We start from the raw sequence: 15866 nt of genomic DNA on the forward strand, positions 1-15866 counted from the left end.
TCAACAAGTTGCTGTTGCGGTACCGCCGGCGCTGTGGGAGCCAACCACGCCTGCCCCCAGCTCGCCGGCCGCTCGGCCGCTCGCACGAGGGCCTCGCCGAAGTCGGGAACGAAGGTCACCGCATGGTGAGCGGCCGGGTCACCAAGGAGCTCAGCCGGCTTGCCCTGGGCCAACCGACCGAAGCAACGCTCGCCGTAGGACGACTGGTCAACCCCGGGACCGAAGAAGTCGCTGGCTCGCACCGCCGTGGCCCGAATCCGTCCGTGATCGTGGGCCGCCTTGAGGTCATCCCACATTTGGCCCCGAACCTCGCCCTTTCGGGTGGTCGGCGCGAACGGGGTGTTCTCGGTGATCGGCTTGTCCGGTACGCCAACGATTCCCTACTCCCGACTCCCGACTCCCTACTCCCTACTCCCTACTCCCACATAATCAACGTCCCAAATCATGGAGAGCATTAATCGCTGCAGCACACTGTTGGGTCACAGCTTGCAATTCGTCTCGGTTACTAGAACTAGGAGGAGCAATCAGCTTACCAATGCGGACGGTTAAGGGTACAGACCGTGGCATCAACGAACCTTTTTTAACAATTGCTTGACTTCCCCACAAAGTAACGGGCAGCAGGGGGGCTTGGGCTTGGGCAGCAATCCAGGCGGCACCAAGCTTGGGGTTATGAATGCGAGCATCCCGTGTCCGGGTGCCATCCAAATACACACCAACCGCCCAGCCATTGTCGAGGAAATTGAGAGCAGAACGCAGGGCACTCCGGTCTGCTGAGCCTCGCTTAACCGGGTAAGTACCATACAATTCAATAAACTGTTTCAGGACTGGGACACGAAACAATTCTTCCTTGGCCATAAAGGCTACTGGACGTCCGACACAATTGGCTAAAATCGGTGGGTCAAAGTCACTCGCATGGTTACTCACCACCACCAGTGGTCCCGAGGTGGGTACTTGTTTAGCACCATAAATGCGACCCCGGAAATAGGTATGGACTAAGGGGCTAACCACTGACCACTTCAGGGCGTGATACAGCAGCAGACTGGGAAATGGTTCGCGGCTTCTAGTCACTGAGAATCGATGGGTGGATTTAGATGGTTTGGTTTCTAGTTTACTGCTTTGGGGGAAGGGAACAGCGGATCTGGGAACAGGGAATAGGGAAAAAATAGGTGTGTTTACTTTATTAATATGAGAACCGCTATATCTCAATTTGTTGGTGTGGAAGAAATTGAGGTAGGAGTAAACTGATGAGTAATATCCCCATAGCTCCTTGTGTCCTTATCTCCCTATCTCCCTATCTCCTTATCTCCCTATCTCCCTATCTCCCTATCTCCCTGTTCCCTATTCCCTTTGAGCAATTTAGGTATCCCAATCTAAATGCTGAACAGCTTACTGTAAATGTAATCCGCCATCAATGGGTAAAGCAACTCCTGTAATAAAAGCAGCTTTCGGAGAACATAAAAAAGCAACCACTTGACCAACTTCTGTTGGGGAACACCAACGTTGCATGGGGGTACTTTTAATTCTTTTTTGCATCATTTCGCTATCTACTCCGCCAGAGTTTGCCGTAACAGCATTCCAAGCTTCTGTTTTGGTAAAACCAGGAATAACGACATTAACAGTAATCTGCCTTGAAGCTAGAAGCCTAGCATAGTACCGGGTTAAAAATTCCACCACGGTTTTTCCGGTTCCTGGCATAATATAACTGAGTTTTGGGGTTTGATTCATGTTACATCCAGGGGAAGACGTTGCTACAATATAACCTTGACCATCTTCCATGTATTTAACCGCTTTTTCTACACAACGAATGAAGCATTTAGGGTAGACATTTTGATAGTATTCATAGGCCGCTAAACTGGTTAAGTTACCATCTCCTAATAATAGACGTTGAGAATTAGCAGCTAATTCGGCTTGGTCTGATGCTGGAGACGTTGTCATTCCTACATACAATCCAGCATTATGGATTAGTGCCGTTAACTTACCACCAAAATTGTTTTCTAAACAATCAAAAAACTTGTCTACGGTTTCTGGTTGAGCAACATCACCTTTGACAGTATAAACCTTAACTCCATAATCAGATTCTAAGGTTTTTTTACTATTAGCTGCTGCTGTTTCATTGCTATTAAAGCCAAGAATTAAATCATATCCATCAGCGGCAAGTTGCTCAGAGATGCCGAAACCAATCCCACGAGTTCCTCCAGTAACAATAGCTACTTTTGATGACATACTTTTTAGTATCCTTGATAAATCTAGATTATAGCGGTTTGCCATTGGGTGAGGTACTTTCGTTCTAGGTTTTAGGGAACAGGCAACAGGGAACAGGCAACAGGCAACAGGCAACAGGCAACAGGCAACAGGCAACAGGCAACAGGCAACAGGCAACAGGCAACATGGAAAAAATCCTGTGTACCTCACTCCCGACTCTCGACTCCCTACTCCCTACTCCCTACTCCCTACTCCCTACTCCCTAGATTTCATCCCAACCACTGACCCCAGAAGACATCACATAACTAGTTACGCTAGCTTCAAAGAAGTTGGCCTTAGTATGAGCATCTTTTTTAGTATCAGAAAAACGCTCTAAGTGGCTGTAGGGACTCTTTTGATAGTTTTCTCCCTGATAAAGGGGTTCTAATCCAATAGAACGTAACCTGATATTAGCCAGATACTTGGTGTAGTGCTCAGTACTCCGTTCGGTAATCCCTAAAATATCGTTACCAACAATATGATTAGTCCAGCGACATTCATGCTCCACTGCTGTGGCAAACATTTCATAAATTTGGTCCCTGGAATAGGGAAATACTTCCATAGCCATGGGGATTAACTTTTGATAAAGCCGGACATGACTCAGTTCATCTCGATTAATCATTTTAAAAATGTCAGCTGAGCCTGGCATCAGCATCCTAGAGGCGAGATTGTAGAAGTAAATGAAACCATTATAGAAGTACATTCCTTCTAGTAAAAAGTCAGCCAGTAAGGAAACAAAATAGTTTTCTGGGGTGGGATTATCAACATATTTTTGATAGAAACTGGCAACAAATTCGCATCTATCCCTCAGCACTTTATCAGTGCGCCAGAATTCATAAACTCTACTTCTATGTTCAGTAGGTATAACGGTTTCTATGATATATTGATAACTTTGATTGTGCATCCCTTCCTGAGAAATTTGTTCCGCCATACACAGACTAACTTCTGGAGCAGTAATGCTACTTTTGATGTGAGGAATATTGCAGGTTTGAACGGAATCTAAAAAAGTTAAATAGGAGAGAATCCCATCATAAGCATAACGTTCTGCTGGCGTTAAATTGGAGTAGTCTGTTACGTCTTGAGTTAGGTCTAGTTTCTGGGGAATCCAGAAGTTTTCCCGCATCTGTTGATACAACCCAATTGCCCAAGCATAACGGACATCATTGAGTTGCATCAAGTTAGTGGTGTTACCAAACCAAATTGAACGGTGTTCAGTTTTATCATCCCCATCTGGATTAAAGATAGGGTTAATTGGCATTGTAGTTAGCATTTTTAGAGGGAGTAGGGAGTAGGGAGTAGGGAGTAGGGAATCGGGAATCGGGAATCGGGAATCGGGAATCGGGAACAGGGAGTGTGGGGAGCAAGAGCTATCAGCTATCAGCATTCAGCATTCAGCCTAAGCGCTACGCGCACGCTACGCGAACAGCTGATGCGCGCGCAGGCTGGAAGCCTGTTCCACAAAGCTGACCACTGACCACTGACCGATGCTTCACACTTATCAACCTCAAAGTCCCCCTTTTCAAGGGGGATTTAGGGGGATCTCTTTGTACCTCATGGGAAAGAGAATTGCTATAATCTCAGTGAAGTCACAGGCTGGAAGCCTGTTCTACAAAGCTGACCACTGACCACTGACCGCTGACCGCTGACCGATGCGCGCGCAGGCTGGAAGCCTGTTCCACGGAATCACTAATTCGCGCAAGCGATACAAGTGTTGTCTAATTCTTTGAAGTTGTCACGCTGGACGGTTCGGATATAATAGACGGCTTTACATCCTAATTCCCAGGCCATGACTAGGGTTTCATAGATGTCTTTGGCTTTGAGGGTGCGTTCAGGTTCGTCTGGGAAATAGACTCCTTGGTTTAAGTTAAATAACAATTCCATGGAAATCCCAGTATCAATCCATTGCTGGATCGTGGCGACTGCTTTAACAACTTTTTTCTGATCAAAGTTTTTGTTTTCGTGGTAGAACCAAAAATTGTCTTTAATAAAGGGTGGGGCAATGGGTACAGTGCCTTTTGCCCATTTGTCATAGAAGAATTTGCTGTGAACTGGTAAGACACTAGCGGTACATCCTTGTACTAGGGATGAGGATGTATTGGGTGCGATCGCAGTAATATGAGAATTGCGAATCCCAAATTTTTGAATATCCTGAGATAGGGCTACCCAACGCTCTTGATGCTGGGAATTTTCTACAAACCATTCCACTGGTTTAGCGCCAATTAGCTTACCTTTACTCCACTCACTACCATCGAAAGCAGCATAAGCACCACGTTCCATGGCCAGTTCCATAGATGCATGGGTGCAGTAGTAGCCAATATCCTCAAATAAGTTACTAATTTCCTTGAGGTTGTTATAGGTTAGCCACCGTTTAGCTAACCAATCCGCTAATCCCATACAACCTACTCCGATGGTGCGGTATTTGTGATTGTGGGTATGGGCTGCTGTAAAAGGAGGAGTGGTTAAATCAATAGTGTTATCGAGAATCCGCACTGCTAGACGACAGATATTGGGCAATTCAGTTTCTTCAATATTGGCGAGATTGATTGAGTCCAAATTGCAACAGTGAGCAGCATTGCCAATTTCGACATTAGAGAAACTTTCGGTACAAAGATTTACCGCTGGGATGTAGCCCTCGTGTTGATTAGGATTAGCGCGGTTAATGGTATCCTTGAACGCCAAGTAAGGCATTCCCGTCTCTACTTGCGATCGCATAATCGTCTTAAAGAGTTCCCGAGCATTGACGGTCTTGTAGAGAGTGAGGGTTTCGCCGATGGCTGCTTCAATAGTTTGATAGGCGCTTTCAAACTCTTCTGCCCAAAGTTCCGATAGCTCAATCCCTAGCTTGATCCGTACTTCATAGGGATCGATTAACGTCCAGTCTTCTTTATTAACCACCCGACGCATAAACTCATCGGGAATCACCAATTGGGGAAAGATATCATAAGCCTTGCGCCGGGGATCCCCATTTTCCGCTTGCATCTCCAGAAACTCTGGCACATCGAGATGCCACACATCCACACTAACGGTGACTGCCCCTGCCCGACGGCCTCCTTGATTAACTGCGATCGCAGTATCGTTTAGCAGTTTAATCCAAGGAATTACCCCTCCCGAAGCATTGGCTTTGCCCATCACCCAGCTACCCGTTGAGCGAATCCGGCTAACATTGACCCCAACACCACCACCGTTTTTGGAGATTCTGGCCGTATCAGTAATTCCTTCAAAGATGCTTTCCAGGTTGTCATCAATGCTAGTGATAAAACAGGAAGACAGAGACCCCTTAGGAATTCTGAGATTAGCCAGGATCGGGGTCGCTAGAGATATTTTCCGTTGTGCGATCGCTTCATAAAATCGCCTTGCCCAACCTAGTCTATCTTCCGGGACTTCCACTGACCCTAGCAGCAGAGCACAAGTTAAAAATGCCTCTTGGGGCAACTCATCCGCCAGGAGATACCGACGAGTTAGCAGTACAGCCCCTGCATAATCATAATCCGTGTCCCAATCCCGATTAATCCAAGAACCTGCTTCTTTTAGCTCCTCAGTCGTATAGGTTAAGATACTGGGGTCATATTGACCAGACTCTACTTTAGAGCGAACAGTTCTAGGGTAGTCACCGTACTCATAACCACGGTTTACCAGGGTGTCTTTCCAGAGACTCCAGATCTGCAGTCGTCCTGCTACATAGCGCCAGTCAGGCTGATCAGGACTACACATTTCCAGGGCACAGTTGATCAAATTCTCCTGAATCTCTCTGGTAGTAACACCATCACGCAAGCGGGTAGTTAGTCCAGCTTCTAGAGTGATCGGATTGACATCCTTGCCAGCACAAGCCCAATCAACAACAGAACGAATTTTGGAAATATCAAGGGGAGCGAAAGAACCATCCCGTCTGATCACCTGAATATGAGCTTGATTTTGGCTTACGCTTGTTGCCGATAGGGTTTGTTGCATTTTCACTGGTTGGACGGAATTTAGATATATTACACCATGGCTTGCTAACCCCAAGGTACAACACTACCACTAGGGTTAACTATGGAATTCACAAGCTCTACTATACTAAATCTGGATTGATTTGGCTTATAGTTTTTGCCGAGAGGGTTTGTGGCCTTTTCACTCGTTGCTCAGAATCTTAGATATATTACACCATGGCTGGGTAACCCCAAGGTACAACACTACCACTAGGGTTAACTATTTAATTCCCAAGCTCTACTATACTAAATCTAGAGTAAGTATGGCCGTGAAATTTATCAACTTTTTTAAGTAACTGACCAAGTAACTCCTCACACCTCCCACACCTGCTGCGTCCCGCTGTGTTTCCCTGTTATCCTCATCTCTGAGCTTGTCTAATTGTTCTGTTAACGTTATAATATTGGGATTTGCCATCAGCTTTAGCCCTTGACCGTTCCCATGATGATCACTGCCCAAAACATTACTGCTATTGATGAAAAGCTCTCCCAACGCTTTATTGAACTCGATCCAGAGGGCTACTTTATTATTTACATAGACCGAGATGCAAGTCTGATCTGTGCCGAACACTACAGTAACAAAATTAATGACAAAGGGTTAGCAGTTGATCCAGAAACCGGAGAACCATTTCCCTGCGATGTTAAATTAAACCGTACTCCCACCGCTATTTTCAAAGGTAGGACAGCCAAGGAACTAGGCATGAAAATTACCGAAGAAACTAAACCCTGTCCTTTGAGTCGTTTCGATCACGCCCTTTACCTAGGACGAGAATTTGTAAGAGCCGAGATAGCGATGATCAATGGCGAAGAGTATATTCAAGATTAGTCAATAATCTGTAAGCATTCAGCATTCAGCATTCAGCATTCAGCATTCAGCCATCAGCCATCAGCATTCAGCATTCAGCCAAGCACTATGAATCCCTGACAGCAGCGCTAAAAGAGATTTAACGAATGTTTACCTGTTTTATTAAAAAGCTGTTGGCGTAGCGTGCCCAACCGCCAACGGCTGACCGCTGATAGCTGATAGCTAATGTTTACCTGTTTTATTAAAAAGCTGACGGCTGACCGCTAACTGGTGATAGCTGATAGCTTACGAGCTAAGTCAGGTTTGTCGGTAATGATACCATGTATCCGAGTATCATGTAGAAGCTCTCCAATCATTTTTTGATTATTTACCAAAAAATTTGGGTTTAAAGCCCCGTCCTTCTACGAGACGAAACCTTAGATAGTGGAGCCTTATTCAATAAGTTTTAACCCTTTTCACGGCCTGCCGACCATAAAGGCTCCACTATCTTAAGGTAACTTCAATGGACGGCTTTTTTTTTAGATCTATCCTGATATTTGTCGCTGAGTGTGGTACTATAAAACAGTAACGGAAAAGGTCGATATCCGTTCGCGGAGCGTGACCTTAGGTCAATGATCATTATTGAATTCAAAGCGTACGGCAAAAAGCATCAGTACTCAGCCATTGATGAGGCAATTCGGACAGTTAAGTTTATCCGAAACTCTTGTATTCGCCTTTGGATGGATGAGAAAGGGACTGGTAAGTATGACCTCAGTAAATACTGCAAGGTCTTAGCTAAGCAGTTCTCTTTTGCTAATGAGCTAAATTCGACTGCTCGCCAGGCTGCTTCTGAAAGAGCATGGTCATCGATTCGGCAAAGCCGACGCTACGCGAACGCCCGTTTCTACGACAACTGCAAGAAAAAGGTGCCTGGCAAGAAGGGGTTTCCACGATTTCAAAACCATTGCAGGTCAGTTGAGTATAAGCAATCAGGATGGAAATTGTCCCCTGATAAGAAGTCAATAACCTTCACTGACAAGAAAGGGGTCGGGAAACTAAAACTCAAGGGTACGTGGGATTTGTGGCGATTTGATAAAAACCAAATCAAGCGAGTCCGGATAGTAAAAAGAGCTGACGGTTATTATGTACAGTTTTGTGTTGCTGTTGATAATAACGAGCACTTAGAACCATCAGATGCAAACGTTGGTCTAGATGTTGGATTAAAAGATTTCTATACCGATTCTAGAGGCCATACTGAACCAAACCCTCGATTTTATAGAAGAGGGGAGAAGCGTTTAAAGTTTTATCAACGTCGGGTATCCCGCAAGAAGAAAGGCAAGGCCGTAGGCCACGCTACGCGAACAGCCAATCGTAGAAAAGCCATTAATAGGCTAGGCAGACACCATCTTAGAATAAGTAGGCAACGTGAAGAACATGCCAAGAGATTGGCACGTTGCGTAATCCGGTCTAACGACCTGGTCGCCTATGAAGATCTTAGAGTCAAAAACCTGGTAAAAAATCACTGTCTTGCCAAATCTATTAATGACGCAGGTTGGTATCAGTTTCGTAAATGGTTAGAGCACTTTGGACAAAAGTTTGGCAGAGTAACCGTTGCCGTAAACCCTGCCTATACCAGTCAAAACTGTTCTAGTTGCGGTGAGATCGTGAAAAAGTCATTATCGACTCGAACTCATACCTGCAAATGTGGTTGTCAATTAGACCGCGATTCGGCGAAGCCGACGCTACGCGAACACAACGCCGCAATCAACATTTTAGGAAGAGCCTTGAGTACGCTGGGGCACAGCGGAACTTGGGTCATAGACCCCAACGCTCATGGAGAATCGACCTCTACTCTTTCTGGCTCCGGCTTGATTGAGCAAGTTGGCTCGTTGAAGTGAGAATCCCCGTTCTTATAGGACGGGGAGTGTCAAAGTCCAAACAAAAACCGGTTTGCCCTGTTTAGCAGCAATTTCCAATAAACCAAATTTTAACGTTTCCCACTGTAGTGCTAGGATATCGGGGGTAAGTCTGATCAGTTTCTGAAACACCCAAATTCCCAAAAGTCTGAGTAATATAATCAGAAAATTATTCTTTTTTTTGCTTAATAACAATCCCGTTTTAACCGTAGGGTAATTCAAGTTTATCCATCTTAACGATGAAACATTAAATGATAAAATAACAAAGTCATCTATTTTGATATATCCCATTACTAAGGCCATGACTTTTTCTTCATAGCCTTCTTCTTTTAATTAAACCGCTAGTTTAATTTTGTTACGAGTCAGTCTTAAAATTTCCTCAACCGTAGGAACTCTAAACCCTTGCTGACCAGCAATGCGATTTATTTCAGCAAACCTTAACTGACTGATAGCTTGATTAGCTATCATTGGATCATGATGGGAAATCAATACCCCATCTTTAGTTATTCTGACATCAAATTCGATAAAGTCAGCCCCAAGTTCAATCGCTTTCTCATAAGCTTCAATAGTATTTTCTTTGGCACAATTAGAAGCCCCACGATGGGCGATTATCTTATTAGTCAGCATATGTAGCAAAGGGAACAGGGAGTAGGGAACAGGGAGCAGGGGAAGAGAGGGAAGTGTGGGGAGATGGGGAGATGGGGAGATGGGGAGATGGGGAGATGGGGAGATGGGGAGGTGGGGAGATGGGAATATAGGGATATATGGGATTTATGGGAGTGTGGTGATATTCCCGACTCCCAATTCCCGACTCCCAATTCCCGACTCCCGATTCCCGATTCCCGATTCCCGATTCCCGACTCCCGACTCCCGACTCCCGACTCCCGACTCCCGACTCCCGACTCCCTAAAATCTCAAATATACCTCACCTATTTGAGAACCACTATTTCATCGAGGTGCTGGCAAGTCATGAACATTGCGGATGGTCACGGAGCGAGCTAACTTATAGGCTGCATAGGAATCCACCAAACCGGAGCCAGTTGCTCCATCGTGTCCCTCTCCTGCCGGTTGACCATGGAAGCTTTTGCCCAGCTTAACATCTCGCGCTGATGCCCGTAGAATCTGCTTAATCAGGGATGGAGACAGACCAGGTTGCACCTGCTTAAGCAAGGCACAAACACCCGCTACTTGGGGAGAAGCAGCACTAGTACCGCTGATCACTGCCCAGCCATCATCAGTAGCCGTTTCGTCCTGATTCGGATACTGACCACCGCCCAAGCCTCGGTCAATTTCGTCCCCTGGTTCAACGGGCAACATGATATAGGCAGCCCGGGGTTGCATTCCCACCAGTCCACAAAGATCAGGGACGTGGCGTCCTGGATAAATTTGGCTATCAAAGCTACTGGCGTAGTTGGAAGCTTCTAACCGAAAGTCATTGCCCTCAACAGTATCGTGGGCATAGACTCCACCCACAGAAATCACTTCCGGCATCTGACCAGGAAATCCATAGTGTCCGTTACCAGCAGAGAAACAGACAGTAATACCACGCTCTTTGACTGCTTCAATAACTGCTGCCTCTAGGGGCTTGAGGAAATTCGGTAGAGGCCCTTCTGGAATACTGAAGCCCCAGCTGTTGTTCATCACCGCTGGATGTAAATCCGATGCCATCTTAAAGGCCAGGGTGGGGTTACTCCCCATTTTGACACCAATAAAGTCAATATCCGGTGCATTGGAAAAAATATTTGCTGCTTCAGCGGTGCCATGACCACTCTCATCCCGCTCCACGTTTTTAGCATCTGGTGCCAGGGTTGCCTGGTAGTTGTAGCCATGCCACTCGTAAAAGGGATGCTTGTAGAATCCAGTGTCTACCATTGCTACTAAAACGCCTTTACCGGTTACCCCGACTTTGTGGACAGGGGTCGAGCGACATACCATAGCTACATCGGAGGGAACATTGAGGTGATGATAACGAACCCGTGGAGGCAGTGGCGACTCAAATAAAATGGGTGGACGTTGGGGATAAGCGCGCTCTATCAACCCAGATAGCTCTTCGGGAATGCTAAAGGGAGCACCAGCAACATGGCGCAAGAAGGTCACTTCTCCCAGTTGAGGATGAGCCTCGCTAATGAGTTGGCTATCCCGTTCAACTCGGGTGCTAAAGACCCGTTCCCACAGTTCCCGTGGTCCATCAGCACTAATGGAAAAGGTTCCGATTTGCTGGACGCGAAAGCCAAGGGATTGTAAAATATTTGCAGCTTGAATGCCCCGTCCAGGGGGTGGAGCAAATTGTTGAAGATTCTCCGGTTGGAGGTAGGTGTCAGTGGCGAACATGGACTGGCCACTTTCTGATACGAGAATGGCTTCAAAGGAAACTCGCTCAACTCCCGTCTGTAGTTGTTGTATCATAATTCTCCTGTTAGTTAAATCCTAGTTAGATCAGCGGTTGATGACTATCGCTGTCTTTCTTGATCAACAAACCAAGTTGTTTTACTTCTTTGGTTTACTTCTTTAGTTTGGTATCTGTGATCACATATTGACGTCACCCTCGTGGGTACTTTTGTTTTGTTCGGCTTTAGTTTAAAATTTTATTGGCAACTTTTTACTATTGAACATTTGACCATAGAAAACTAGAGGCACGATACAGTAAAGGCACGACCCGATCGTCCCTCTAGCCTGGACAATGTTCGGATTATCGTTAACTGGATTGGCCGTTGGCCACGCTACGCGATGAAGCGAACGCGCCCCGCGTGGCCAACGGCCTCAGCTTCCGCGCTTGAGCGATCAGAAAAATTCTGGGGGTTCTACAAACATCACCCCAGTTACCAAGGTTTGTAGTTGCTCAGGAATTTGTAGATTGTCAACCGCAGCTTTGGGATAGGTAACCTCACTGCCATCTATCTCCTGGATCAGGGTTTTCTGCTGTGGTTGGAAGGAAACATTGAAAGTTGATTCCCACAGGGATTGCGGGGCTTGTACACTGATAGTCGGTCCAATGTGCAGTATCCGAAAGCCAAGCTGTTGTAGAGCTAAAGCAGCTTGTCTAGAGTGGTTGGGGGATGACTGAATTTCTGCTGAAATCGTGTTTTCCGGCATAGAACCCCTCCGATGGAAAGTCTGGCGTCGTGGATTTTTGGTTAAGGGCGACCCATTCGAGCCAGTAATTCGGGCAAGTAAGTAATTCGGGCAAGGAATTAATGGCTGAAACCCTAGGTTTTATCTGCTTTTGCTTCGCCCTCCCATAGGATAACCTAGAGTTTCCCTCAATTAAGCTTCACTTGTCAAGCTATATCGCTACGCCCAAAGAATCGGGAATCGGGAATCGGGAATCGGGAATCGGAACCCACCCCTAACCCCTCCCAGGAGGGGAACGGGAATTGGGAATCGGGAATCGGGGGAAGAGTGTGGTTAGAGGGGCGGGGGCGCGTGGGTAGAGGGGGGAGGGAAGAAGTAGTTTTCGATAATTTGGTATAGTTAACACCATTGTCTTGATGCAGTCCCTGATCGGGACTTGATCTGATTGGGTTAGAAGTGGCTCCTTGATAGTCCTGAATAGGACGGAAAAAATCCAGGGGCTCTTTTCTTATGATTAGAGATTAGCTCCGGGTCAGGAAATCAAGTTTGGAGCCAGTTGAAAGGTGATGGTATTTTTTTTATTGCTATGAATTTACAGCAGTTGTCAATTGGGTGAGGTACAGATTCCTGAGGTGCGACCCGTGGCGAATTTAATTCTTAATGGTAAGAGCGTACCTAAGGTTTTAGGGAACAGGGAACAGCGGATCACCGGAACAGAGAAGTCGGAAGTGGGAAGAGGGAAAAAATCCTGTGTACCTCAGGTGCGACCCGTGGCGAATTTAATAATTAGATCCGGAAAGCGCACCTAATAGTTATGAAAAACGCTGTATACAAAAATAATACAAAAGTTATACGTTAGCACTAACGCGATCGCAACCATCAGATTGGCAGACTATAAATATCAGTTAATTTACTGAAAGTGATTTTACTGATAGCTCAGGCTATGATTGGCCGTTGGCCACGCTACGCGAACGAGTTAGTCAAACAATTAGTCAACCAATTAGTTACAGACTCAAGTCAATTAATTAATTTATTCAAATAACTAGGGCGTCTAAAAAATGAAAATAACTAAATTTTTAAGCAGTGGATTAGTTTTAGGGTCTATAGTTTTGGGAGCAGTAGGAGAAGCCCAGGCAGCTGATATCCTCAAGTCCTGGTTAGCCGATGAAGCTCATATCTACCCAGAAGACACTGATTTGTCAGGACACGCTTTCTGGTTTCCTGAGTTGGACTCAGGGAGGTTTGTATTTGACACTTCAGGTATCTTTAATGAATACAATGATGGGACTGCTAATTTGTTGGGTACCATCGTTTCCGAGTTAGATGATACTAAAAAATGGGACGTTGATATTTGGTTCAATAGCACACCAGAACCTTGGGGAGGACCGAAAAAGGAACTACCAAAGTCTGAATACGTAGAAAAAGGTGGCCCCGTCGATACTAGTACTTGGTACTACTATAACATGGATGAAACTCGGGCTACCTTAACTGGCCTAGGTTTCTACGATGGCAAGGAACTGAATCTTTACCAAAAACCTGAAAATGGTAAATACGCCTTCCAGGTTGGGGTTGGAGCTAATGGCAAAAACACTAACTTTGGTATGTCTGGCTGGCTAGGTGCTACGGGTTCTTTTACTCTTACCAAGGCTGATATTAATGTTGATATAACTGCCAATCCTGGAGATCCTTCCAATTCTAAACCTGTTCCTGAACCCATGACAATGGGCTTGTTTAGCCTAAGCTTACTGGGATTAAGCTTGACTTCATTAAAGCGCAAGTCTAAGGAATTGGTCTAACCTAAAACTTTGAAAGATTACCGGATTTTTTCGTCGGCATAGCTGATTCAACCACTTCTGTGTAGGAACTAGACCACTCTTTAGTAGTCTGTTCCTTTTTTGTTTTTTGTGGTAAGCATATGCGCTACGCGCAGGCTACGCCAACAGCTATCAGCTGTCAGCTGTCAGTCGTCAGTTGTCAGTTGTCAGTTGTCAGTTGTCAGTTGTCAGTTGTCAGTTGTCAGTTGTGACTTCGCCACTGACAAGTTTCCAGTTTCTAGTTTCTAGTTTCTAGTTTCTAGTTTTAAGTGACTCCCAACCAAGAAGGATAAGTAGTCAACTGGATAGGATCTCAAACTAGTAAGCTCAAACTAATAATCTCAAAAGATTAAATAGTACATTAACTCAGATGTCAGCTGAGGATTAAGCTCAAGGCGTCGTTGAAGGTCAGCTAAATTACGGTATGGGCCACCATCAAAGCGATTTTGCATGATCGCTCTAGCTAAAAACAAGTCCACTGCTGGAATTTTCGTCAACTGTTCTAGAGATGCAGTGTTAGGGTTGACTAGCTGAGGCGTTACTAAACTCTCCGCATCGTAGTAACAAAACCTCAAAATTGGTTGCAAGGGTGTCAGACGTTGTACTGACCAACCTAGGGCAGCGGCCAAATCTTCTAAGCAACAAAATTGCACACCGCTGCTGGTGAGTTCAAAAAGCGATCGCGCCTGATGGATAGATATCCCTGGCAATCTCAGCCAGTCATCCACACCAGCTTGATTCACATCAATGGTGAGCCCCAATTTGGCAGCTACAGCAATTTCTTCTGTAGATTGTAGCCGATAGTAGGGGTCACGCTTTAGCCTCTGCTGAATTGATTGCTGATTCGGGTTTTGTGGAGTCTTGGGTGATAGCCAATCAAAAATTGCCATGAAACTCAAGCAATTAGGTCAAGTAATTGACGACGTTTTTGTTCAAATTCATACTCAGACACTAGTCCCTCCTGACGCAGGCTGTCTAGCTGTCTTAGGGCATCAGCAATTTCCCCTACCTTGGCCGGGTCAATCCCAGCCGATGGATTGTCTGAGGAAGATACTGTAGACTCAATACCAAGGTTAAAATTGAGGTCAAACTGATCTTGACTTTGTAGTAAATACCACACCCCCTCTATAGCACTGGCAATTCGAGGAATGGGTGTCCAACACAGGAGTAAGTACATTACTCCCCAGAAGGGTTGTCCGAGATAAAATTTGTGTAATCCACAAACGGGGATAACTACCCCACTCAAGGCCAGTAGGGAAGCGACTTTGCGGCTTTTTGGCTTGCTCAACATACTTGCTTTGACCCGCGTTGAATAGCTTGGTGGAGATCCAAATACTGTCAATCCTATGTTCCTATAATAATTACTTATCTCAGAGTGGAAACTTACAGGTTACAGGTTATAGGTTGAACGTTAACCGGTTGAAGGTTGGCAGGTTGAACGTTAACCGGTTGAAGGTTGGCAGGTTGAACGCGATCGCGTGGCCTATTGGCCAAGGTTAACCGGTTACAGGTTAACCGGTTACAGGTTAACCGGTTACAGGTTGAAGGTTAACCTTCAACCTGTTAACCTTCAACCTGTTAACCTTCAACCTGTTAACCTTCAACCTTCAACTGACTAACCTACCCTACACCGAATCGCCTTGGGCGAACAACCTTCAACGGACTAATACGGAAAACCGAATTTTGTCCAGGTTTAACGCTACATTAAAATGTGATTAGAAGCGGCGATTGAGTACAACCAAACCGGTTGACAGGTAAGAGCAATGGGTTTTTTTGATTCGGAAATTGTCCAAAAAGAGGCAAAACAGCTGTTTGAAGATTACCAAGACCTGATTAAATTGGGCAACGACTATGGCAAGTTTGACCGTGAAGGCAAAAAGATTTTCATCGATCAGATGGAACAGATGATGGAGCGCTATCGGATTTTTATGAAGCGCTTCGAATTATCTGATGACTTCATGGCTCAGATGACCATAGAGCAGCTCAATACTCAGTTAGGTCAGTTTGGGATCACCCCTCAGCAGATGTTTGACCAGATGAACATGACATTGGAGCGGATGAAGTCAGACGTAGAGAA

At 45.5% G+C, this 15866-nt stretch carries 20 protein-coding genes; 9 read left to right on the plus strand and 11 right to left on the minus strand.

Annotation, left to right across the window (positions count from 1 at the left end):
• Positions 1 to 353, minus strand: a 353-nt coding sequence (locus tag F6K49_RS26900; protein WP_366514237.1) for an NAD-dependent epimerase/dehydratase family protein, incomplete at its 3' end; no start/stop codon positions are given.
• Between the two features lie 76 nt (positions 354 to 429).
• Positions 430 to 1068 carry a lysophospholipid acyltransferase family protein gene (locus F6K49_RS26905; protein WP_293024086.1) on the minus strand — a complete coding sequence of 213 codons (639 nt, stop codon included), beginning with the start codon at positions 1066 to 1068 and terminating at the stop codon, positions 430 to 432.
• A gap of 176 nt (positions 1069 to 1244) precedes the next feature.
• On the opposite strand from F6K49_RS26905, the gene F6K49_RS26910 reads away from it, so the two are divergent.
• The gene (locus F6K49_RS26910) at positions 1245 to 1433 is read left to right on the plus strand and encodes a hypothetical protein (protein ID WP_293101539.1); all 189 of its coding nucleotides are present in this window, start codon (positions 1245 to 1247) and stop codon (positions 1431 to 1433) included.
• Here the strand turns inward: F6K49_RS26910 and F6K49_RS26915 are convergent.
• From F6K49_RS26915 to F6K49_RS26925, 3 genes are all read right to left on the minus strand, one after another.
• A complete protein-coding gene (locus F6K49_RS26915; RefSeq protein WP_293063735.1) occupies positions 1387 to 2412 on the minus strand; it encodes an SDR family oxidoreductase in 1026 nt (341 codons plus the stop codon). The genes F6K49_RS26910 and F6K49_RS26915 overlap by 47 nt on opposite strands.
• 52 nt (positions 2413 to 2464) lie before the next feature.
• Positions 2465 to 3625, minus strand: coding sequence for a ribonucleotide-diphosphate reductase subunit beta (locus F6K49_RS26920; protein ID WP_293101542.1), 1161 nt, complete (start codon positions 3623 to 3625; stop codon positions 2465 to 2467).
• Positions 3626 to 3927: 302 nt separating this feature from the next.
• Positions 3928 to 6189, minus strand: coding sequence for a ribonucleoside-diphosphate reductase subunit alpha (locus F6K49_RS26925; RefSeq protein WP_293101552.1), 2262 nt, complete (start codon positions 6187 to 6189; stop codon positions 3928 to 3930).
• Between the two features lie 456 nt (positions 6190 to 6645).
• Here F6K49_RS26925 and F6K49_RS26930 point away from each other — a divergent pair, with 456 nt between their 5' ends.
• Together F6K49_RS26930 and F6K49_RS26935 are read left to right on the plus strand one after the other, a co-directional pair.
• On the plus strand, positions 6646 to 7029 hold the full coding sequence (locus F6K49_RS26930; RefSeq protein WP_293063742.1) for a DUF4346 domain-containing protein: 384 nt from the start codon (positions 6646 to 6648) through the stop codon (positions 7027 to 7029).
• Between the two features lie 590 nt (positions 7030 to 7619).
• On the plus strand, positions 7620 to 8885 hold the full coding sequence (locus tag F6K49_RS26935; protein ID WP_293024090.1) for a transposase: 1266 nt from the start codon (positions 7620 to 7622) through the stop codon (positions 8883 to 8885).
• Between the two features lie 12 nt (positions 8886 to 8897).
• On the opposite strand, the gene F6K49_RS26940 is transcribed toward F6K49_RS26935, so the two are convergent.
• Both F6K49_RS26940 and F6K49_RS26945 read right to left on the minus strand, forming a co-directional pair.
• Positions 8898 to 9206, minus strand: a complete 309-nt coding sequence (locus F6K49_RS26940) for a hypothetical protein (RefSeq protein WP_293024092.1) — start codon at positions 9204 to 9206, stop codon at positions 8898 to 8900.
• A 30-nt stretch (positions 9207 to 9236) separates the two neighbouring features.
• Positions 9237 to 9530, minus strand: coding sequence for a glycerophosphodiester phosphodiesterase (locus F6K49_RS26945; RefSeq protein ID WP_293024093.1), 294 nt, complete (start codon positions 9528 to 9530; stop codon positions 9237 to 9239).
• Between the two features lie 55 nt (positions 9531 to 9585).
• Between F6K49_RS26945 and F6K49_RS26950 the strand changes: the two genes are divergently transcribed.
• Positions 9586 to 9813, plus strand: a complete 228-nt coding sequence (locus tag F6K49_RS26950; RefSeq protein ID WP_293024095.1) for a hypothetical protein — start codon at positions 9586 to 9588, stop codon at positions 9811 to 9813.
• 38 nt (positions 9814 to 9851) lie between these two features.
• On the opposite strand, the gene F6K49_RS26955 is transcribed toward F6K49_RS26950, so the two are convergent.
• Both F6K49_RS26955 and F6K49_RS26960 read right to left on the minus strand, forming a co-directional pair.
• Positions 9852 to 11309 carry a S8 family serine peptidase gene (locus F6K49_RS26955; RefSeq protein ID WP_293024097.1) on the minus strand — a complete coding sequence of 486 codons (1458 nt, stop codon included), beginning with the start codon at positions 11307 to 11309 and terminating at the stop codon, positions 9852 to 9854.
• A 375-nt stretch (positions 11310 to 11684) separates the two neighbouring features.
• A complete protein-coding gene (locus tag F6K49_RS26960) occupies positions 11685 to 11996 on the minus strand; it encodes a hypothetical protein (protein ID WP_293024100.1) in 312 nt (103 codons plus the stop codon).
• Positions 11997 to 12583: 587 nt separating this feature from the next.
• Here F6K49_RS26960 and F6K49_RS26965 point away from each other — a divergent pair.
• The 3 genes from F6K49_RS26965 to F6K49_RS26975 all read left to right on the plus strand — a co-directional run bounded on the left by F6K49_RS26965 (position 12584) and on the right by F6K49_RS26975 (position 13771).
• Positions 12584 to 12784, plus strand: a complete 201-nt coding sequence (locus F6K49_RS26965) for a hypothetical protein (protein WP_293101545.1) — start codon at positions 12584 to 12586, stop codon at positions 12782 to 12784.
• 110 nt (positions 12785 to 12894) lie between these two features.
• Complete coding sequence (locus tag F6K49_RS26970) at positions 12895 to 13017, plus strand: hypothetical protein (RefSeq protein ID WP_293024109.1); 123 nt, start codon at positions 12895 to 12897, stop codon at positions 13015 to 13017.
• 16 nt (positions 13018 to 13033) lie between these two features.
• Complete coding sequence (locus F6K49_RS26975; protein ID WP_293024112.1) at positions 13034 to 13771, plus strand: PEP-CTERM sorting domain-containing protein; 738 nt, start codon at positions 13034 to 13036, stop codon at positions 13769 to 13771.
• A 359-nt stretch (positions 13772 to 14130) separates the two neighbouring features.
• Here the strand turns inward: F6K49_RS26975 and F6K49_RS26980 are convergent, their stop codons facing one another.
• Together F6K49_RS26980 and F6K49_RS26985 are read right to left on the minus strand one after the other, a co-directional pair.
• Complete coding sequence (locus F6K49_RS26980; RefSeq protein ID WP_293024115.1) at positions 14131 to 14679, minus strand: ComEA family DNA-binding protein; 549 nt, start codon at positions 14677 to 14679, stop codon at positions 14131 to 14133.
• A 5-nt stretch (positions 14680 to 14684) separates the two neighbouring features.
• Positions 14685 to 15080, minus strand: a complete 396-nt coding sequence (locus F6K49_RS26985) for an NINE protein (protein WP_071105854.1) — start codon at positions 15078 to 15080, stop codon at positions 14685 to 14687.
• A gap of 187 nt (positions 15081 to 15267) precedes the next feature.
• Between F6K49_RS26985 and F6K49_RS26990 the strand changes: the two genes are divergently transcribed.
• Together F6K49_RS26990 and F6K49_RS26995 are read left to right on the plus strand one after the other, a co-directional pair.
• On the plus strand, positions 15268 to 15408 hold the full coding sequence (locus F6K49_RS26990) for a hypothetical protein (RefSeq protein ID WP_293071498.1): 141 nt from the start codon (positions 15268 to 15270) through the stop codon (positions 15406 to 15408).
• Between the two features lie 144 nt (positions 15409 to 15552).
• The coding region (locus F6K49_RS26995; RefSeq protein WP_293101550.1) for a DUF1825 family protein at positions 15553 to 15866 on the plus strand (314 nt) is incomplete at its 3' end.

Source organism: Moorena sp. SIO3I6 (assembly GCF_010672095.1).

Coding starts and splice junctions, on each gene's coding strand:
- F6K49_RS26935 (WP_293024090.1), top strand. CDS start 7,620: ATGATCATTATTGAATTCAAAGCGTACGGCAAAAAGCATCAGTACTCA.
- F6K49_RS26955 (WP_293024097.1), bottom strand. CDS start 11,309: ATGATACAACAACTACAGACGGGAGTTGAGCGAGTTTCCTTTGAAGCC.
- F6K49_RS26925 (WP_293101552.1), bottom strand. CDS start 6,189: ATGCAACAAACCCTATCGGCAACAAGCGTAAGCCAAAATCAAGCTCAT.
- F6K49_RS26960 (WP_293024100.1), bottom strand. CDS start 11,996: ATGCCGGAAAACACGATTTCAGCAGAAATTCAGTCATCCCCCAACCAC.
- F6K49_RS26975 (WP_293024112.1), top strand. CDS start 13,034: ATGAAAATAACTAAATTTTTAAGCAGTGGATTAGTTTTAGGGTCTATA.
- F6K49_RS26930 (WP_293063742.1), top strand. CDS start 6,646: ATGATGATCACTGCCCAAAACATTACTGCTATTGATGAAAAGCTCTCC.
- F6K49_RS26985 (WP_071105854.1), bottom strand. CDS start 15,080: ATGTTGAGCAAGCCAAAAAGCCGCAAAGTCGCTTCCCTACTGGCCTTG.
- F6K49_RS26980 (WP_293024115.1), bottom strand. CDS start 14,679: ATGGCAATTTTTGATTGGCTATCACCCAAGACTCCACAAAACCCGAAT.
- F6K49_RS26910 (WP_293101539.1), top strand. CDS start 1,245: ATGAGTAATATCCCCATAGCTCCTTGTGTCCTTATCTCCCTATCTCCC.
- F6K49_RS26920 (WP_293101542.1), bottom strand. CDS start 3,625: ATGCTGATAGCTGATAGCTCTTGCTCCCCACACTCCCTGTTCCCGATT.
- F6K49_RS26945 (WP_293024093.1), bottom strand. CDS start 9,530: ATGCTGACTAATAAGATAATCGCCCATCGTGGGGCTTCTAATTGTGCC.
- F6K49_RS26940 (WP_293024092.1), bottom strand. CDS start 9,206: ATGGCCTTAGTAATGGGATATATCAAAATAGATGACTTTGTTATTTTA.